We start from the raw sequence: 15,880 nt of genomic DNA on the forward strand, positions 1-15,880 counted from the left end.
TTCATACAAGCCCATTCGCGGCAGTATGGGAGGAACCGAGGAACAGTGTCATTTTTTGAATATAACCAAAAATATCCAAAATAACCAGCCTCGCAATCTTCTGCAGGGTCGGGCTTGCCTCGCTCATGGGCTTTTCACCTTTTTGCATCTTTTGCATCATTATTGCTTCATTTTTGCATCATTTGAATCACATATTTTATTCCCCTTTTGCCCCTTCCAACCTCACCAAAAACCCTATCTTAAGAGGCCCGCTTAAATCTCTCGTAGCAGTATATTTTTCTCCTGGAAACCTCGCCCTTTGGGTGGTGTAGTCACGGACGATAATGTTTAAATATGAGAGGGCCCCACCTACTAGTAGGGGGTGGCCCCACAATGCTGTTCAGCCGGGTGAAGAAGTCAAGGGATGAAATGTTCGATCGTGAGTATGAGTTTAACAAAATCGCCTCAGCCATAACCGATGGAGTGCCGCTAATAGTGGTTACAGGCATCCGCCGTGTGGGCAAAACAACGCTCGTAAAAGTCCTGCTCAATGAAATAAACACGCCTGGTGTTTACATAGATACAAGAAAGCTCTGGAGCATCCATGCAAACATTTCGCCAAAGGTCATAAAGAAGGAGATAGTAAAATCCCTCGATGCAAGGAAAAGCTATGCGCCTGTCATGAGACTTCTGCGGTCGTTGAAGAGCGTGGCGATTGCAGGATCAGGTGTGGAATTCAAAGATGAAAAAACTGACCTCATAGATGTTCTTGACGACATTGAAAACAACGGGGAGAGGACAGTTATAGTTTTTGATGAAGCTCAATACCTCCGCTACTCAAACTATGATTACACTGCTTTATTTGCTTCCATAAATGACAACTATGAGAACATTACTCTTATTCTCACTGGGTCGGAAATACAAATTCTTGAGGAATTTCTCGGCTTCAACGACAAGCACTCTCCACTCTACAAGAGGGAGCATGAAATAGTGCATCTAGATCGCTTCAGCAAGGATGAGAGCACAATGTATCTAAAAGAAGGTTTTAAAGAAGTTGGCTTGAGCGTGGGGGATAGAGAAATAGAGAATGCCGTTGAAGTGCTCGATGGCATTGTCGGTTGGCTCAGGGAGTACGGATGGTTGCGTTACCGTGGCAGAACGCACAGTGAAGCTATCGATGAAGTATTTCAGAAAGCGAAGAGCGATATAATAGACGAGCTATCAAAGCACTCACCGAGGTACCTCACCATAATGATGGCAATCTCTGAAGGTTATCATTCATGGTCTGCAATAAAAGCATACGTTGAGAGGTCTGAAGGAAAGATAATAGACAAGAAAACTTTGTACACGGCTCTTCGGAACCTCATCAAGTACGGTTACATCGAAAAACATGATGATGAATACTACATCATTGATCCCGTCATTGAACGAGCACTGAGACATACACGGTGAACTCCTATCAAAACCCTCGGAATCATATGCTCGCACTTTGAAAGCCGAGTTTTTCATGACCTCTTTTATTTCACCAAAGCTTTCAGCCTTTGCGAGAAAGTAAGGCATTTATCAGCTTGTTCAACTCCTCAGAACGTCCAAAAAGCAGGTCTTTGATCAAAAAACGATATGCCTCTCTTTGACTTGGGCCGCATGTGATACCCCCCGAACTAGTTCGGGGGGTATTGTTAATAATCTTTTCGTCATGATTCCACCCTGAGACTGGATAGGCATCGAAATTACTGTCCCGGCAAAAACTATTCCCGTTCCCCTCGCAATCCTCTGAAGTGCACGGTTCACCTCGTCCAAGCCCCTCACCTGCCCAGTAGTGTGAGCAGTCCAATCAGCAGGATAATGATGTTTATCACCTTCTTAAGCCTCTCCCTATCCGCCCTAGAGTTCACGTTGGTTCCAGCGTACACTCCCGGGATGGTCCCCGCTATCAATGCACCGGCCAGGGCGTAGTCCACGCTTCCCATTCCCACGTAGTTCAGGAAGCTGAGGGCCGAAAGAGCTAGGCCATAGGTTATCGTCACCCCAACGACGTCCCGCGGGCCAATTCTGGCCACGTTCATCAGCGTGAAGCTCACTATCACCCCCGCTCCAACGGAGGTGAACTGGACGGTCAATCCCACCACGAAGCCGAGGAGGTAGACGTAGGCCCACCTTGGTTTGATAGGGATGTGAATTTCGCCCTTCAGGAGGCTGAGGACTGCACTCACCACGAGGATGAGCCCGAGGAGGAGGGTCAGGTAATCGTTGAGAACCTCCCTGTCGATCTCCCTGAGGATTATCCCCCCGAGGATTATTGCCGGAATGCTCCCCGCAAAAAGGCGGAGCGCTATGTCATACCTCATCCTGCCCCTCCTCCCGTGGAAGAAGACACCGAATATTCTGGTGACGGTGGCGTAGAGCAGGTCGGTTCCCACAGCGGTCAGGGGTTCAACACCGAGAAAGATTAGGGAGGGCGTCATCAGGGCCCCGCCGCCAACACCGGTGAGGCCGACGAGGAAGCCGACTAAAAGGCCCAGCCCGGCGAAGGTCAGCAACGCCCTCCCCCCGAGAGTCAGGGCAGGTAGCAGAGCTCCCTGGCCTTCTCTATTACTGCCTCGACCTCCTCCTCCGGCGTCATCTTCGAGGAGTCGACCCTCACTTCCGGGTTCTCTGGCTCCTCGTAAACGCCGTCGTAGCCGGTGAGGCCCTTTATCTCGCCCCTCAATGCTTTAGCGTAAAGCCCCTTGGGGTCGCGCCGAATTCTGACCTCCAGGGGGGCGTAAACGTAGACTTCGATGAAGTCGCCAATCTCCTTCCTCGCGTACTCGCGGACGGCCCTGTAGGGCGATATCAGCGAGACTATCGCTATGACCCCGTTCCTGCTGAGGAGCTTGGCCATGTGGATTACAACCCTGTTGTGCATCTCCCTCGCTTCCTTCGAGAAGCCGAGCTCCGGGTAGAGGGTCTTCCTTATGGTGTCTCCGTCGAGTATCTCGACGCGGTAGCCGAGCTCCCCGAGCTTCCTGGCGAGCTTAACGGCCAGAGTCGTCTTTCCGGCCCCGCTTGGCCCGGTGAGCCAGATTGTGAATCCCTTCTCAAGGTTTTGAAGCCCGGTCATTTCAGCTCCCTCCGGTTTCATCGGTTGGATTCAGATGGAAGAGGAAATTCAGAGGATGCTCCTCCCGTGCATCCCCGCGAGAGGCTCCTCTATGCCAAAGAGCTTAAGCACGGTTGGGGCGAAGTCGTAGATTGTCAGCTGCGTTGCTTTGCTCTCGTCGAAGCCCGGCAGATACATCGAGAACACTCCGAACTCGGAGTGGTTGGCGTCGTCCGGTCCGGTGTCGTTTTCCGGTAGATAATTGCTCGGGTGGCCGACGGTTCCTGCCGCGCGCCAGTTGAGGTTGTCGAAGTAGACCATTATGTCCGGCTTGCTTCCCTTCGCTATCGGATAGATATCTTCCGGGTAGAAGACTTTCGTGTCCCACCTCTCGCCGTTCGGGCCGCGGATTGACCTGATCTGCTCCGCGACCTCGTCTCTGACTTTCTCGAACTTCGAGAGCGGTATCTTTCCAGCCTTCTCCCTTCCGAGGACGTTGAGGAAAACCCTGGAATAGTAGCCGCCCCAGCCCCAGGCGGTGGTTTCCTTCCAGTCAACCTCAAGGCTCTCGAAGCGCTTGACCTTTCCGTCGTGGAGGGCCTCGGGGTTCTTCACCTTCAGCAGGTCCTCCTCAGCGAGCCACTGGTTCACCGCGAAGTTGCCGTGCATGGCCTTTATGCCGTGGTCAGAAACGATGAAGACGGCCGTCTCGTCGAGGTCGATGAGCTCAAGCGTTTTTCCTATCTCTTTGTCCAGGAGCCTGTAGTAGTCCGGGATGACGTTCTCGTACTCGTTGCCTTTTCCGGGGTAGAGGTGGTGGTTTTCATCAAAGTAGCGCCAGAAGGCGTGGTGGAGCCTGTCGAGGCCTATCTCGACGAAGTGGAAGTAGTCCCACTCCTTCTCCTGGAGGAGGTACCTTATAACTTCAAAGCGCTTCTCCGTCATCTCCCAGATGCCGTCCCTGACCTCGTCCTTGGCTTCCCTCCTGAAGGGGACGTCGAAGATGTACTCCCCGACCAGGCGCTCTATCTCCCCCTTCAGCTCCTTCGGGTATGTGTAGTCCACGCTGGCATCGGGGGTTATGAAGCAGCTCACGAGGTGGCCGTTGATCGGCTTCGGCGGGTAGGTCGGCGGGACGCCGACGATTATCGACTTCTTTCCGCGCTCGCCGAGGTAGCCCCACACGGTCGGCTCCTTAACTTTCTTGCTGTGGGCTATCCAGTAGTCGGTGTAGCTGTAGCCCGTCCTGTGCCTGAAGCCGTAGAGGCCAAGCTCGCCCGGCGTTTTTCCGGTGACCATCACCATCCACATTGGAATGGTTATCGCCGGTATTCCCGTCTGCATCGGGCCGTGGACGGACTTCTCCAGGAGCTTCTTCACGTTGGGCATGTCCTCAATGAAGCGGTTGAACAGCAGCTCCGGCGGGGCCGAATCGAGGCCTATGACGAGGACTTTCTTCGTACGCTCCATTCCCTCCTTAACCTTTTTTTCAAACTCCATAACCTCACCCCAGGTACTCGTTGATGATTGTGAGAACATCTCCGATTTTATCCCTCTCGCATATGCACCCCAGCACCTCCCTCTTGCCGCCGGAGTTGGTGCCGAGGGCTTTAACCCTGGCGATGACCCCGGCCATGTCTATCCTTTGGGCTTCCTCCGGGGAGATTCGGAAGTATACCTGCGCCTTTCCGTGGAAGTTCCCGTTGATGACCACCGCGCCCCTGTAACCGAGCTCCCAGACGAGCTTCCTCGCGACCTTGGAGATGATGTTAAAGGGACTCTCAAAGTGAACGATGGCGAAGCCGTTCCGCTCCTCAACGCCTGAAACTGCACCATCTATGGCCTCCCTGATCGCCTCCGTTTTCTTCACCCACGGCTCGTATTCAAGGAGCTCCTTGATAGGATGGCTCAGGAGAGCCTCAACAGCTTCCTCCACGGCCTCCCTGTCCATCGTTATGTAGTTCGAATCGATGAGCTCGACGAGCCTTAAGGCCTCTTCCCGCGAGATTCCCTCCCTACCCAGGAGCTTTCTGATAATCTCCAGCTCAAAGGCCTTCTCTCCCACGTCTCCAACGGCGCCGAGGGCGCTCCAGGCGTTCCATATTCCAAAATGCTCCGAGACGACGAGGGAGTTGGCTGGCAAGTACTTCCCACCCAGCGAGGGGTTGATCTGCTCAACAAGCGGGTTCTTTATCCTCGGCTGGGTGTGGTGGTCTATGAAGAGCGTCGGAACTTTGACCTTCTCGACTTCATTAGGCACGTTGAAGTCGAGGACGTAGAGTCTATCGGCTTTTTCTATCGCATTCCATATTCTCTCGTCAAACCTGAACTCCCCTATCGGTGCCGTCATGTTGGTGAACCCTTCCATTTCCAGTGCCCTTACGAGAAGCGCCGCTGAGGTTATCCCATCGGTGTCCCAGTGGTGGATTATCAGGTGCATGGGATGTTCCTCCAAAGCTTGTTCTAACTGAGACCTCTCGGTCAGGAACTCCTTAAGGACGTCATTCTCCAATTTTCTGCTGAACCTTTCAATCACGTCTGCTATGCCCATTTCAGCCTTTTCCATCTCACGCACCACTAAGAGGGAGTAATAAAGAAAATTGCGACTGCTTTCACTCCACAAAGGGGTTCTCAAAGCTCCTGATGACCTCGAAGACTTCCGGCCTCATCATGTACTCCGGCGGCTGCTCCCCGGCCATTATCATCTTCCTGAGCTTGGTTCCGCTTATGTGGACGTGGAACTCCTTTGGATGGGGGCATATCTTGGCGTTGACCATGCCGCCGCACTTCCTGCAGTAGAAGGCCTCCCTGATGAACATCGGGGTTATGCCGAGGTCGGGGAAGTTCTCGAAGGTATCCCACGCCTCGTAGGGGCCGTAGTAGTCGCCGACGCCGGCGTGATCCCTTCCGACGATGAAGTGCGTTGCTCCAAAGTTCTTCCTCATGATGGCGTGGTGGATGGCTTCCCTCGGGCCAGCATACCTCATTTCATAGCGGACGGTCGCTAAGGTCGCGGCGTTCTTCGGGTAGTAGTGCTCAAATAGCGTCTCGTAGGCCTTGATTATGACATCGTCCTTATAATCACCCTTCTTCTTTTTACCGAGGACGGGGTTGATGAAGAGGCCGTCTACAAAGGTCAGCGCCGCCTTCTGGACGTACTCGTGCCCGACGTGGGGGGCGTTCCTCGTCTGGAAGGCAACGATGGTCCTCCAGCCGAGCTCCTTGAAGAGAACCCTGGTTTCAACCGGTCTCAGGGTGTACTTGGCGAAGGGGTTTGGAACTTCATTGAGGAGCTCTATCTCGCCACCGACGAGATAGCTTCCCATGTTCATGACCCTGGCGACGCCTGGATGAGCTGGATCGTCGGTCTTGAAGACCCTGACCGCGAATTCCCTCTTGTCGTAGGTGTAAATCTCCTCGATGTGCATTCTAGCTATTGGCAGGTCGTCGTAATACAGGAGTATCGCGTCGCCCTCGTCGAAGGTTCTCTCCCTCACGTCAAGCACTATCGGAATCGTCCAGGGCGTGTCGTCGCTCAGGCGCATGTGGTCGAGGACGCTCTCGAAGTCGTCGCTCGTGAGGAAGCCCTTGAGGGGCGAATAAACGCCGTGGGCGATGTTTTCAAGGTCTATTGCCCTTCCATGCTCTATCTGGACACGGGGATATTCTTTCTGCTCGCTCAGAATCCTCTCGCGGGTCCTCTCGGCAACGAGCCTTCTGACGAGCCTTCCGCCGTGCGGCTTTGAAACCATGGTATCACCTCAAAAAGGAAAGACCTCAGTCAAGGTAGCCGAGGGCGCGAAGCCTCTCCTTGACCTTCTCTTCCTCCTCCTCGGTGAAGACTTCCTCCTTCTCCTCCTCTTCGAGGCTCGCCAGAACCTCGCGGAGGACGTAGGTGACGTAGTCCGACACCGAGGTGAAGCCGGTTCCCTCTATCCTGGCCTTAATCTTGTCGTAGAGGGGCTTGGGTATGGAAACAGTGGTGTACTTCTTCTCCTCAGCCATGGCAAACACCCCAGTTTTAATTATATTTAATTACATTTAATTAAGCGGGAACGTACAATATAAAGATTTCGGAAAATAGTGGAATCAGAAACATTAATCCGTATCACTTGCACCAAATAGTACATCGTCTATCCTGAAAACCCCCCTATCCAGCACCGTCTTCTTCCGGACGTAGACGTACCTCACGACGGCGCTCCCGTTGATGTCCGTGGGAAGAACAAACGCATCCTTCCCCCCGACGCCGTACCACTTCTTGAAGACGAGCGTGCCGTTATCGAGGTAGCCGTAGATGCCGAGGCCGGTTCCGGTGGCGTTGGTGAACCTGAGAACGACGGAGCCATTCTCCGCGGCAACGGCGACGTTCGGGTGCTCGAATCTGAAGATCTTCACGTAGCCGCCGTCGGAGTAAACCTGGGTGTAATTCCCGGAATAGTCATCGGTAAACATCAGCCGCGCCAGGGGGGTGTCAAAGGCCCTGCCGTTCATCAGCACGGCGTAGCCGTAGTTCAGGTTAATGTAAACGTAGGCATCGGCCGTTGGGGCTCCCGAGACGTTCACCTCCCTAACGACGTTCCCCCGCTCAACGAACGCCCTCTTGGGTATCACGACGCCCTTCCCGGCACGAACCTTGACGTCCCACTCCATATCTCCTGGGGCCGCCATGACCGAGTAGGGACCTCTGGAGAACACCATGAGGTTGCCGTAGGAACCCGCCCAGGGGAGAACCATCAGGACGTAGTCTCCGGAGGAGGCACCCGCGGTATCGACGACCGCCCCGAACTTCGTCAGGGTGTCGTAGGAGACGATGACGTAGTCCACTCCAGGCTTCATCAGGTCCTTCTCCCCCTTGAGGCCAAGGTAGTACTGGGCCACCCATTTACTGGGGCCACCCTGCGCAACGGGGGGTCTCATTGAATAGTAGGTCACCCAGTGGCCCTGATCCCACCAGGTCATGACGACGTCGTTGGGGTTGGAGATTTTGCCTAGATAAGTCAGCGCGGATTCCCATTCCTCCGTCATGAAGGGGTGGACGCTCAGCGTTGTACTGGTTCCCTGGTATGCGGATATTAGGGGGACGCCAATCAGAAGGAGGGAGAGAGCGGCGGAGAGCCATCTCCGTTTATCCTCAGAGAGACCCTCAATCAAAGCACCCATCGTATCATAGAGGGCCACCAGCCCGATGCCGGCCATGGCGGCCACCGCGAGGGAGGATATGAAGAGGAACCTGGTCCAGACGACGGCCATCGGTATCATGACGAGCGCGGTGCCGAGGAGGAGGAAATCCCCCACCCTGGGCCGTTTGAGGAAGCGGAAGAGGAAGAGGGGCACCATCAGTCCGGAGATGCCGTAAGCCTCCCACCAGTCCCCAAAGGTCGTTCTCTGGGTCTCGGATATCGGGCTGGTGGGGAACAGACGGAGGAGGGCATCGTTTAGGATCCCGTAGTATCTGAAAGCAAGCCAGACGGAGGCGACGGCTCCAAGCAGAACAACCGCACCCCTGACCCGTCTGTCCCTAACCAGCCTGGAGAGCACCAGGAGGACAAGAACCGCCGCAGCTGTCAGGGGAATGATGTATTTAAGATACAGCAGAAGGAAGAGGTCCCCGATAAATCCAAACTGAATCCCGAGCTCCTCCGCCAGCTTTCTGCCGAGCCAGTGGGTGGCGCCCACCATACCGTACCCAAGGTGGGAGCCTATTGAGTTTGCCAGAAGGGCGCCGGCGGCCAGGGATGCTATGAGAACTAGCGCGTCTTTCAGGTACCTGTCCCTCCCGAGAAGGAAGCCACCAACCGCGATGAGCAGGGCGTTGGAGGTAACGAGGGCGAATATTGGGTAGTAAGCCTGCCAGAAGGCCGCGGAAAGGCCGGCGAAGATCCCGGGAAAGAGGTAGAGGACCAGCCGGACGTTCCGCCACTTGGGCCCTCTGAGGGAAAGGGGAACGGCGGTTCCAAGGAGAGCCACGCTATAGAGGAAGAGCATGTAGTTGTCGCCGCGGTAGTAGCCGGCCATCGAGCGGAAGACGTGGCCGAAACTCACGGCCAAGATAAAGGCCGAGAGAAAGGCCTCCCTTTTACCGTGGAGCCTCAGCACGGTGAGGTAAGTGAAAACCACCGTGAGAACCCCAAAGATAACGGGCGTTATCCTGAAGGCGTTGTAGAGCGAAACGCCGAAGAGGGAGAGGAATTTATAAAAGTAGGCGGGCGTCATCCAGAGGCCTAAGGGATGGAACCCGGAAATCTGGTACCCCCACGGCCCTCCAGCGTAGGTGATGAAGTTCACCCACTCCCCCCTCTCCAGGGAGTACCTGATGTAGGCGAGGTGGAAGTATGGGTCGTAGCCGAGGAGATACTCAAAGCGCATGGGGAGGAGCCTGACAACGAGGGTGATAACGGCTATGATGGTGGCCGCGAACTTCGGCTCGATGAGCCTCCTGTAAAAAACGGATGCCGTTTCAGACCTCCACAACCGTCCCATTAAAGCTCCCCTCTCACACCGATTTATCCCCAGTCCATTACCTTTTTTCTTCTGAAAGCCTCGCCCTTCAGGGCGGGGATGCGGTAATCGGTAATCCATTCTTTAAGCAGTCGAAACCCTTTTAAACTTTGGGGTGTAGTAAGGCCTCGGAGAGGCCACTCAAAGAGGGTTTCAGCGTGTCCTCCCGTCCCAGGGAGGAAGACGCTGTTAAGCGTCCTTTCAAAAACCGCTTTCGAGCGGTTAAGAACTCTGTGGGGTGGCCTTAGGTGATAACCCCGATCTGGTTTTGCCGGCAGGGTAACGGGCGCGAGACCGTGCCCTCGGGCCGAGCCAAAACCGGTGACAGGAGTAGGTGAATGAGTGCCCGAAAACCTTCCCGCCATTTGGCGAGGGGTTAAGCCGAACCCTCGCCCCTCACGGCAGGAAGGAGGTCAGCATCGGCAGGTAATAAAAGTGTTGCGCAACCACCGGATGGCCCGCACAGTTGAGCGCGGGAAATGGCCCACCGGAGGTTAGAATTATTTCGAGTTATTTCAAAAAAATTTTGCATTAAATAAAAGCAAAGGTTTATATAGTTAAAGCACCTAATACTATATGAGGAGTGCTGTGCAGGGGAGACTGAAGCGAAAGCTTCACTCCGAGCAGGCCCAACCCAAACGGTGGTTCCATGATCTGAGATGGTCACGGGATCACTAACTAGGGAAAGGTCCGTCAAGAGTGGAACTTCACTCCTGCCTCGTCTGTACGGCGCTCCTCACTCCTTCTAACGTCCATTAAAAGACAGTCCGATAACATCACGTTTGGAAGAGCCTCCTGATCACCGGGTCCGGAATGAGGTACTCCCTTCCCGCATGCTCCAGAAAACCGTAGTTAACGAGCTTCTTGAGAAGCAGGTTAAGGTTCTTATGACCTCCTCCCCGTCCTGAAGGGCGAGGGTTCCAACGAGTTAACCCCTCGCTAAGGGCGGGGAGGTTTGAGGGGTAATCCTCACCACCCCTTTTGAAGGGGGTTCGGAGAACCCCTCCGGGAGGGTCTTCCCCCAATTACCCCTACCCGCCGTCAAACCCGGCAGGCTCGGGGTTATCTTTTCCACAACCTTCTTCAAAATATTAAACGCTCCAACAAGGTCGGCGTTCATAACAACACCCTTCCCACGGCACTTAAATAAACCCCTAACAAAGCGGGCATTAGAATGGCGTTGGCCGCAGAGAGGGCAAAGCTGGGAAGTGAAAGCCTCATCAACAACCACAACCAGAATACCATATTCTTCCGAGACTTCCTTGAGACGTTTGATAACGTAATTGAACCGCCAAACGTGGGAGAGGAGAAAATTCTGCTTTCTGCCTTTCTCAGAGTTCCGGGCTATGCCTTTAGGATAACCAACCACAATCCTCGAAACTCCGAGGTGATAAAGCCTCTCGACAGTTTGTCTCACGGCAGTGTTGATGTAATGCTTGGCTTGGAGCTTGGCCTTCTCGTGCATTCTTTTGAGTTTTCTACTCGTTTTTGCTCCAGACTTGTTGAGTTTTGACTGGTAATCTGAAATCCTCTCCTGCCAGTAAAAGGCGATGCTCTTCAAGGGCCTTCCATTGACCAAAAAACTCTCACCGTTCTCAACGTAAACGGCCATCAGGTTGTTTACTCCCAAGTCAATACCCGCCGAGAGGTCTCCTAAGGGTTGCCTTGGAACTCTCACCCATTCGCCGTTGATTAGCTTCTCTCCAACGGTGAAGCTAACGTGAGCATACCATTTCCGCTTTACCTCGTCGTAAGTTATCTCTAACCGCCCCTGCTTGCCCTTAAGGTAAATTCTTCCCCTGAATTGAATCCTCAGTCTTCCGAACTTCCCGAGGCGCCTCAACTCAATAACGTTCCCGGTAATCCTGTATTGGTCGTTTCTGATGGGGATTATGAAAATTTTCTTACCGTTTTCTTCTCTAACAAAGCCGGGAGGTTTTGGTCTGAACCACTCCGGCAATTCTCCGTTTTTCTTCTTGTTGAGTTGGAAGAAGCTCCTCCAGCTTTCAGCGTTCTTCCTCGCTAACTGCTGGACTGTTGAGCTGCCAATCCAGTTTTTGAACTCGTGGTAAACTTCTTTTTCTGTTCCATTAAAATCAATCCTGCCGAATTCTTTGAATTGTTTTAAACGCTGGTAGTTCAGCTTGTTCCAGATTACTGCCGAAGCGTGAGCTAACTCGAAAAGGATTTTCTCCTGCTCTTTTGAGGGCTGGAGTTTGATGGTTACTGTCCTCTTCATTTCAGAGTATGGTATTGTTATTAGGCCTTAAAAGAGTATCGCTTTCCCGCTCAAGGGCCAGTTGGGCGGTTGTCAAAGGGTTTCGTAGACCAGTTTAAGTCGGTAGGCGTGTTTTAGCTCCTCCCCGGCCATCATTTTGAATATGTGTCCCAGGGAACCGTCCACTATCTGAGCGAGCTTTGTGTAGAGCTCGTAGGCGTGCTTCTCCCTCACGAGGGCGTCGAGCACCAGTTCCTCAAGGCTCTCGGGCTTTGCCCTCTCATCACCCAGCATCGGTTCGAGGGACAGGGAGTCGAGGTAGTCTATGACCGCGGTTCCCTTCAAACTGCCCTCCGCGAGCATTGCCTCGAGGGTTCTCCTGTGCCTCAGCTCCTCCTCGGCCATCAGCTGAAATGTCTCCACCAGATCGGGCCTCTCGAAGGCGGCGAAGGTCTCACCGAGCTTATGGAGGTTGTACAGCTCGTTCTCCTGCCAGACTAGCCTCTCAAGAAGTTCCCCGAGTCTCATTCCGATGCCTCCACGAAGGTCTTCAGGTAGTCGAGGAGCTCCCTCACGCTCGGAAGGATGATGTTTGGGGCTATGCCGGTTTTCTCAATATCTCCCGGCGTGTTTACGCCCGTCAGGACCATTAGGGCTTTCATGCCGAAGCGTTTGGCGAAGACGATGTCGGTGTCGAGCCTGTCGCCGACCATCCAGATTTCATCAACGTCCCCGAACCTCCTCAGCCTCTCCCTGGCCACCTCGAAGGCCGGTTCGTTTGGCTTGCCTATCACCAGCGGCTCCACACCCGTTGAGGCCCTCAACGCGGCTATTATCGCCCCTGCCCCTGGGTGGATGCCGTCCTCCGCGGGGTACGTGGTGTCGGGGTTGGTGCCTATGAACCCAGCGCCGTTCCTTACCGCCAGCGTGGCGTACTTGAGCTTCTCGTAGGTCAGCTCCGGGTCGAGCCCTACGACGACGTATTTGACTTCTTTCCATCCGCCGTTTCTGGCTTCATCGACACCAATGATACCCCATCCGAGGCGCTCCATCTCCCTGCGCAGCCCTTCCCCGCCGATGACGAAGATTTTTCCTGGTTTAAGGTGTTTTTCCATGTAGAGCCTCGTTGCCAGGCCGGAGGTTACTATCGCCTCCTCGGGGACGTCTATCCCCATCGAGATGAGCTTCTCCCGGTACATGGAGGGGTCCTTTGTGGAGTTGTTGGTGAGGAAGATGAACGGAACGCCCGTGTCCTTCAGGAATTCTATCAGCTCCCTGGCACCGTCAACCGGTTTGTTCCCCCTGTAGAGAACGCCGTCCATGTCGAAGATCAGGCTGATTTTTCTCCGCATGAAAAAAGAATGGAGTTGGGGTTTAAAAGCTCACTGCTCCGCGCTTACCGTCAGGTTCACCTTTACCCCGTCCGTCTGGCATTCGTTTCCAACGGTCTTGGGCAGGGCGAAGCGTATCCTTATCCTCATGGTTTGTCCCGGGGTTAAGGAACCCCTGAAGATTGGGATATTCTTCCCGCTCAGCTCGGCTAAGCTTACTCCAGCGGCCTCCTTCACAGTGTGCTCACCGTTTGGCCCCTCAACGGCCACTTCAGTTACAACCAGATTTTTGCTGAGCTCCCCTTTGTCGGGCGTATTGTCGACGGTCTTCTCCGAGGGGGAAAGTTCACCTGCCTCGTAGTCCTGAACGTGGAACGTTAGAGACACCTTTGATACCGGCATGTCTCCCCTGTTCTTCACGGTGAGGACTACGGTTTTTTCGTCCCCGGGCTTTATGTCGGAGAACTCAAATGCCTTCACGTCCCTGTAGAACTTGGATCCGTCTTTGCTTATCCCTATTGAGAATTCCCCTGTTTCCACGGTTCCTCTGGACGTTACAGCGTCCGTAAAGAGTGCCTTCCCCGCGGTTGTGGCTAGGAGGACGGCCAGGATCCCCAAAATAACGACGGCCTTTGGTTTCATATTGACCACCGACAATGGTTATCATTGGATTTTTGATGGGATTGCTTATAAGATTTTCTATTCGTATGGGAAAATAAGAATAATGCTTGGTCGTCAACTAACGCGGATGTTCAGTTTTAGGCTCTGGATGGTGCCGTTAATTGCCTCGAGAATCAGGTCCCTTGCGTCCGTATCGGCGTAGTTTCCGTTGGGCGGTGCGGGGGGAAGCTCTGGAGGTTTATCTTTGAAGAGGAGGAACCAGACCTGCCACTGGCCGGGCTTATCGATTCTGAACGTGTAGTTGGTCTCGAACTGGGGTGTCCAGTTGCCTTCGATGTTGACTGGAACATTGGGGAGGGTCACGTTGAACCAGCCGGGCATGGGGTACATCTCGTGGATTAGGGTGGTGTTGGTCGTGTTGTCCCAGGTCAGGTTGACCAGCCAAATCTGGACGTAATAGGTCACGTTCCTGTGCTCGTGATTTACTATGCCGATTATCACTGTTCCGTTCTCTCCGACAAATAGCTCCGTCGGGTAGTCGTCCGCTATACCCCCGGGTCCGAGGATGTAGAACTCTGTGAACGCTTCTCCCGGCTTTGGATGAGTTATGACGTAGGCGAGGGCTCCGATGGAGGTTATTATGGCGATTATCAGAATAACCGTCAGTGCTTTGTCGAGTTTGCTTGATTCCTCCCATTCGAGCTCTTTTTTAACCCTCTCCATGGTTATCCAGGGTATCCAGGGTTCGATCGCGGTCTCCCTGCGGTAGATTGCGGTGAGGGCAAAGGCCGTGTTGAATACTGTTAGGCTGACGAGGATGGGGGTGAGCCTTATGCCCCAGGGCGTGTAGTTGAGGGCCAGTCCTATGAGTGGAACGATGGCGATGCTGAGACCGAAGCTGAGGGCCAGCCTCTCAAGGCTGTCGAGCTCTTTTTTCTCGGGGAATAGTGCGGTTATGAAGACGTAGCCCGGGAAGAACAGAACGAACGCCAGGCCGAGGGCTTTTCTAACGATGCTGTCCGGAAAGAACGCGATGAGGAAGTCCAGGAACAACGAGAGGGCAATTATTGTGATGGTGTCCCAGTGTTTTCTCCACTCCATTTCGTCCACCTGTTGCTTTTATGGTTTCAACAATCGTGTTAGCCCGAGAGCACCTCATAGACCTTCTTTAGCACTATTAGGGCGAACATGAATATCAGCAGCTCCACGATGGGTTTTATCTCCTCTTTCTTCTCCCTGCTGAGGAAGAGGCCGCCCACCTCGAGCGTCACGAGGAGGCCTATCAGGGTGAGCGTTATGAACACGTCCACGGATTTGACCGCGAGGGCGCTGGTCAGGATCCACAGGGAGATGAACAGCACTACCCCGTCCTCTACATCCATTCTTCGACTCCCCCGAGCGTTCTGGCTCGCACTTCAATTCCGTACTCTTTCCGTTCGATGCTCTCGGTGACTATGAGCCTGCCGGTGGCTCGGGCCAGGGAGAGCATTATCGAGGAGCAGACTGGACAGGCCACCTGGTCGCAGCCCTCTGGACTGCACTGGAACTCAGGTCTGACCACGACCCTGAACCCCTCTTCCGTTTCCTCGATGTAGACGGTTTTGGCGAGGTTAAGCGCCCTCAGGACTGAGCCCGCGACACTCTCCACGACCTCGGCTCCCGTCCCGTTGAGGGGGCCCTCAAAGAAGTCCTCGAACTCCCTCACAAGCTCTAGCCCAGTGGGCCTTATTGAGAGACCCATCTCCCGTTCGTTGCTCACGTTCGTGAGAAAAACCGTCTCGCTGTCCAGCTTCCCAAGGCTGGGTTCGAAGTCCTCGCGCAGGGGAATGAAGGTTCCGCCCTCCGGGAGGTTCTCATAGGGGGGTATGTAGACGGCCTTTCCCTCCAGGCCGAGATCCTCGACCATCTTGAGGAGGAGCTTTCTGTAGGATTTCATGACCGCCTCGAAGCCCTCCCGGTGGACGTAGCCGGGGCTTTTGAATGTGAAGACCACGGCGCCGAGGAAGAGGCCCGCCAGTCCGATGTTTATGAGTCCCACATCTCCCCTGATTGCACCGGTGATGGCCGTTGCCCCGCCGATCACCGCGAGGAGGGCGCTTGCGGCGTTCTTTGCGTTGAGCTCCAGCTCCATCTGCTCACCTCTTTCATCTC

Annotated in this window: 17 protein-coding genes; 1 reads left to right on the plus strand and 16 read right to left on the minus strand. The window is 54.3% G+C overall.

Annotation, left to right across the window (positions count from 1 at the left end):
* Window position 1: 1 nt before the first annotated feature.
* A complete protein-coding gene (locus APY94_RS13810) occupies window positions 2-127 on the minus strand; it encodes a hypothetical protein (RefSeq protein WP_281175984.1) in 126 nt (41 codons plus the stop codon).
* Window positions 128-372: 245 nt separating this feature from the next.
* Between APY94_RS13810 and APY94_RS01995 the strand changes: the two genes are divergently transcribed.
* Window positions 373-1,431, plus strand: coding sequence for an AAA family ATPase (locus APY94_RS01995; protein ID WP_058938047.1), 1,059 nt, complete (start codon window positions 373-375; stop codon window positions 1,429-1,431).
* Window positions 1,432-1,587: 156 nt separating this feature from the next.
* On the opposite strand, the gene APY94_RS02000 is transcribed toward APY94_RS01995, so the two are convergent.
* The 15 genes from APY94_RS02000 to APY94_RS02070 form a co-directional block, all read right to left on the minus strand.
* Window positions 1,588-1,779, minus strand: a complete 192-nt coding sequence (locus APY94_RS02000) for a hypothetical protein (protein WP_058938048.1) — start codon at window positions 1,777-1,779, stop codon at window positions 1,588-1,590.
* Window positions 1,780-1,784: 5 nt separating this feature from the next.
* Complete coding sequence (locus APY94_RS02005; protein ID WP_058938049.1) at window positions 1,785-2,519, minus strand: sulfite exporter TauE/SafE family protein; 735 nt, start codon at window positions 2,517-2,519, stop codon at window positions 1,785-1,787.
* Between the two features lie 17 nt (window positions 2,520-2,536).
* A complete protein-coding gene (gene cysC / locus APY94_RS02010) occupies window positions 2,537-3,082 on the minus strand; it encodes an adenylyl-sulfate kinase (RefSeq protein WP_058938050.1) in 546 nt (181 codons plus the stop codon).
* 48 nt (window positions 3,083-3,130) lie between these two features.
* Window positions 3,131-4,561: an alkaline phosphatase family protein gene (locus APY94_RS02015; RefSeq protein WP_058938051.1), complete on the minus strand. Its 1,431-nt coding sequence runs from the start codon at window positions 4,559-4,561 to the stop codon at window positions 3,131-3,133.
* 4 nt (window positions 4,562-4,565) lie between these two features.
* Window positions 4,566-5,501, minus strand: a complete 936-nt coding sequence (locus APY94_RS02020; protein ID WP_058938073.1) for a DHH family phosphoesterase — start codon at window positions 5,499-5,501, stop codon at window positions 4,566-4,568.
* Between the two features lie 172 nt (window positions 5,502-5,673).
* Window positions 5,674-6,813, minus strand: a complete 1,140-nt coding sequence (gene sat, locus APY94_RS02025; protein ID WP_058938052.1) for a sulfate adenylyltransferase — start codon at window positions 6,811-6,813, stop codon at window positions 5,674-5,676.
* Between the two features lie 25 nt (window positions 6,814-6,838).
* Window positions 6,839-7,066, minus strand: coding sequence for a ribbon-helix-helix domain-containing protein (locus APY94_RS02030; protein WP_014788819.1), 228 nt, complete (start codon window positions 7,064-7,066; stop codon window positions 6,839-6,841).
* A 93-nt stretch (window positions 7,067-7,159) separates the two neighbouring features.
* A complete protein-coding gene (locus tag APY94_RS02035; RefSeq protein WP_058938053.1) occupies window positions 7,160-9,541 on the minus strand; it encodes an STT3 domain-containing protein in 2,382 nt (793 codons plus the stop codon).
* A gap of 946 nt (window positions 9,542-10,487) precedes the next feature.
* Window positions 10,488-11,798, minus strand: a complete 1,311-nt coding sequence (locus APY94_RS02040; protein WP_058938054.1) for an RNA-guided endonuclease InsQ/TnpB family protein — start codon at window positions 11,796-11,798, stop codon at window positions 10,488-10,490.
* 72 nt (window positions 11,799-11,870) lie between these two features.
* Window positions 11,871-12,305: a ferritin family protein gene (locus APY94_RS02045; RefSeq protein ID WP_058938055.1), complete on the minus strand. Its 435-nt coding sequence runs from the start codon at window positions 12,303-12,305 to the stop codon at window positions 11,871-11,873.
* A complete protein-coding gene (locus tag APY94_RS02050) occupies window positions 12,302-13,129 on the minus strand; it encodes an HAD-IIA family hydrolase (protein ID WP_058938056.1) in 828 nt (275 codons plus the stop codon). The genes APY94_RS02045 and APY94_RS02050 overlap by 4 nt, the downstream gene beginning before the upstream one ends.
* Window positions 13,130-13,159: 30 nt before the next feature.
* A complete protein-coding gene (locus APY94_RS02055; RefSeq protein WP_058938057.1) occupies window positions 13,160-13,750 on the minus strand; it encodes a TasA family protein in 591 nt (196 codons plus the stop codon).
* A gap of 93 nt (window positions 13,751-13,843) precedes the next feature.
* Complete coding sequence (locus APY94_RS02060) at window positions 13,844-14,830, minus strand: DUF1616 domain-containing protein (protein ID WP_058938058.1); 987 nt, start codon at window positions 14,828-14,830, stop codon at window positions 13,844-13,846.
* A 38-nt stretch (window positions 14,831-14,868) separates the two neighbouring features.
* Window positions 14,869-15,111, minus strand: a complete 243-nt coding sequence (locus APY94_RS02065) for a hypothetical protein (protein ID WP_058938059.1) — start codon at window positions 15,109-15,111, stop codon at window positions 14,869-14,871.
* A complete protein-coding gene (locus APY94_RS02070) occupies window positions 15,102-15,860 on the minus strand; it encodes a hypothetical protein (RefSeq protein WP_058938060.1) in 759 nt (252 codons plus the stop codon). The genes APY94_RS02065 and APY94_RS02070 overlap by 10 nt, the downstream gene beginning before the upstream one ends.
* Between the last annotated feature and the right edge of the window lie 20 nt (window positions 15,861-15,880).

The organism is Thermococcus celericrescens (assembly GCF_001484195.1).
Taxonomy (GTDB): Archaea; Methanobacteriota_B; Thermococci; order Thermococcales; family Thermococcaceae; genus Thermococcus; species Thermococcus celericrescens.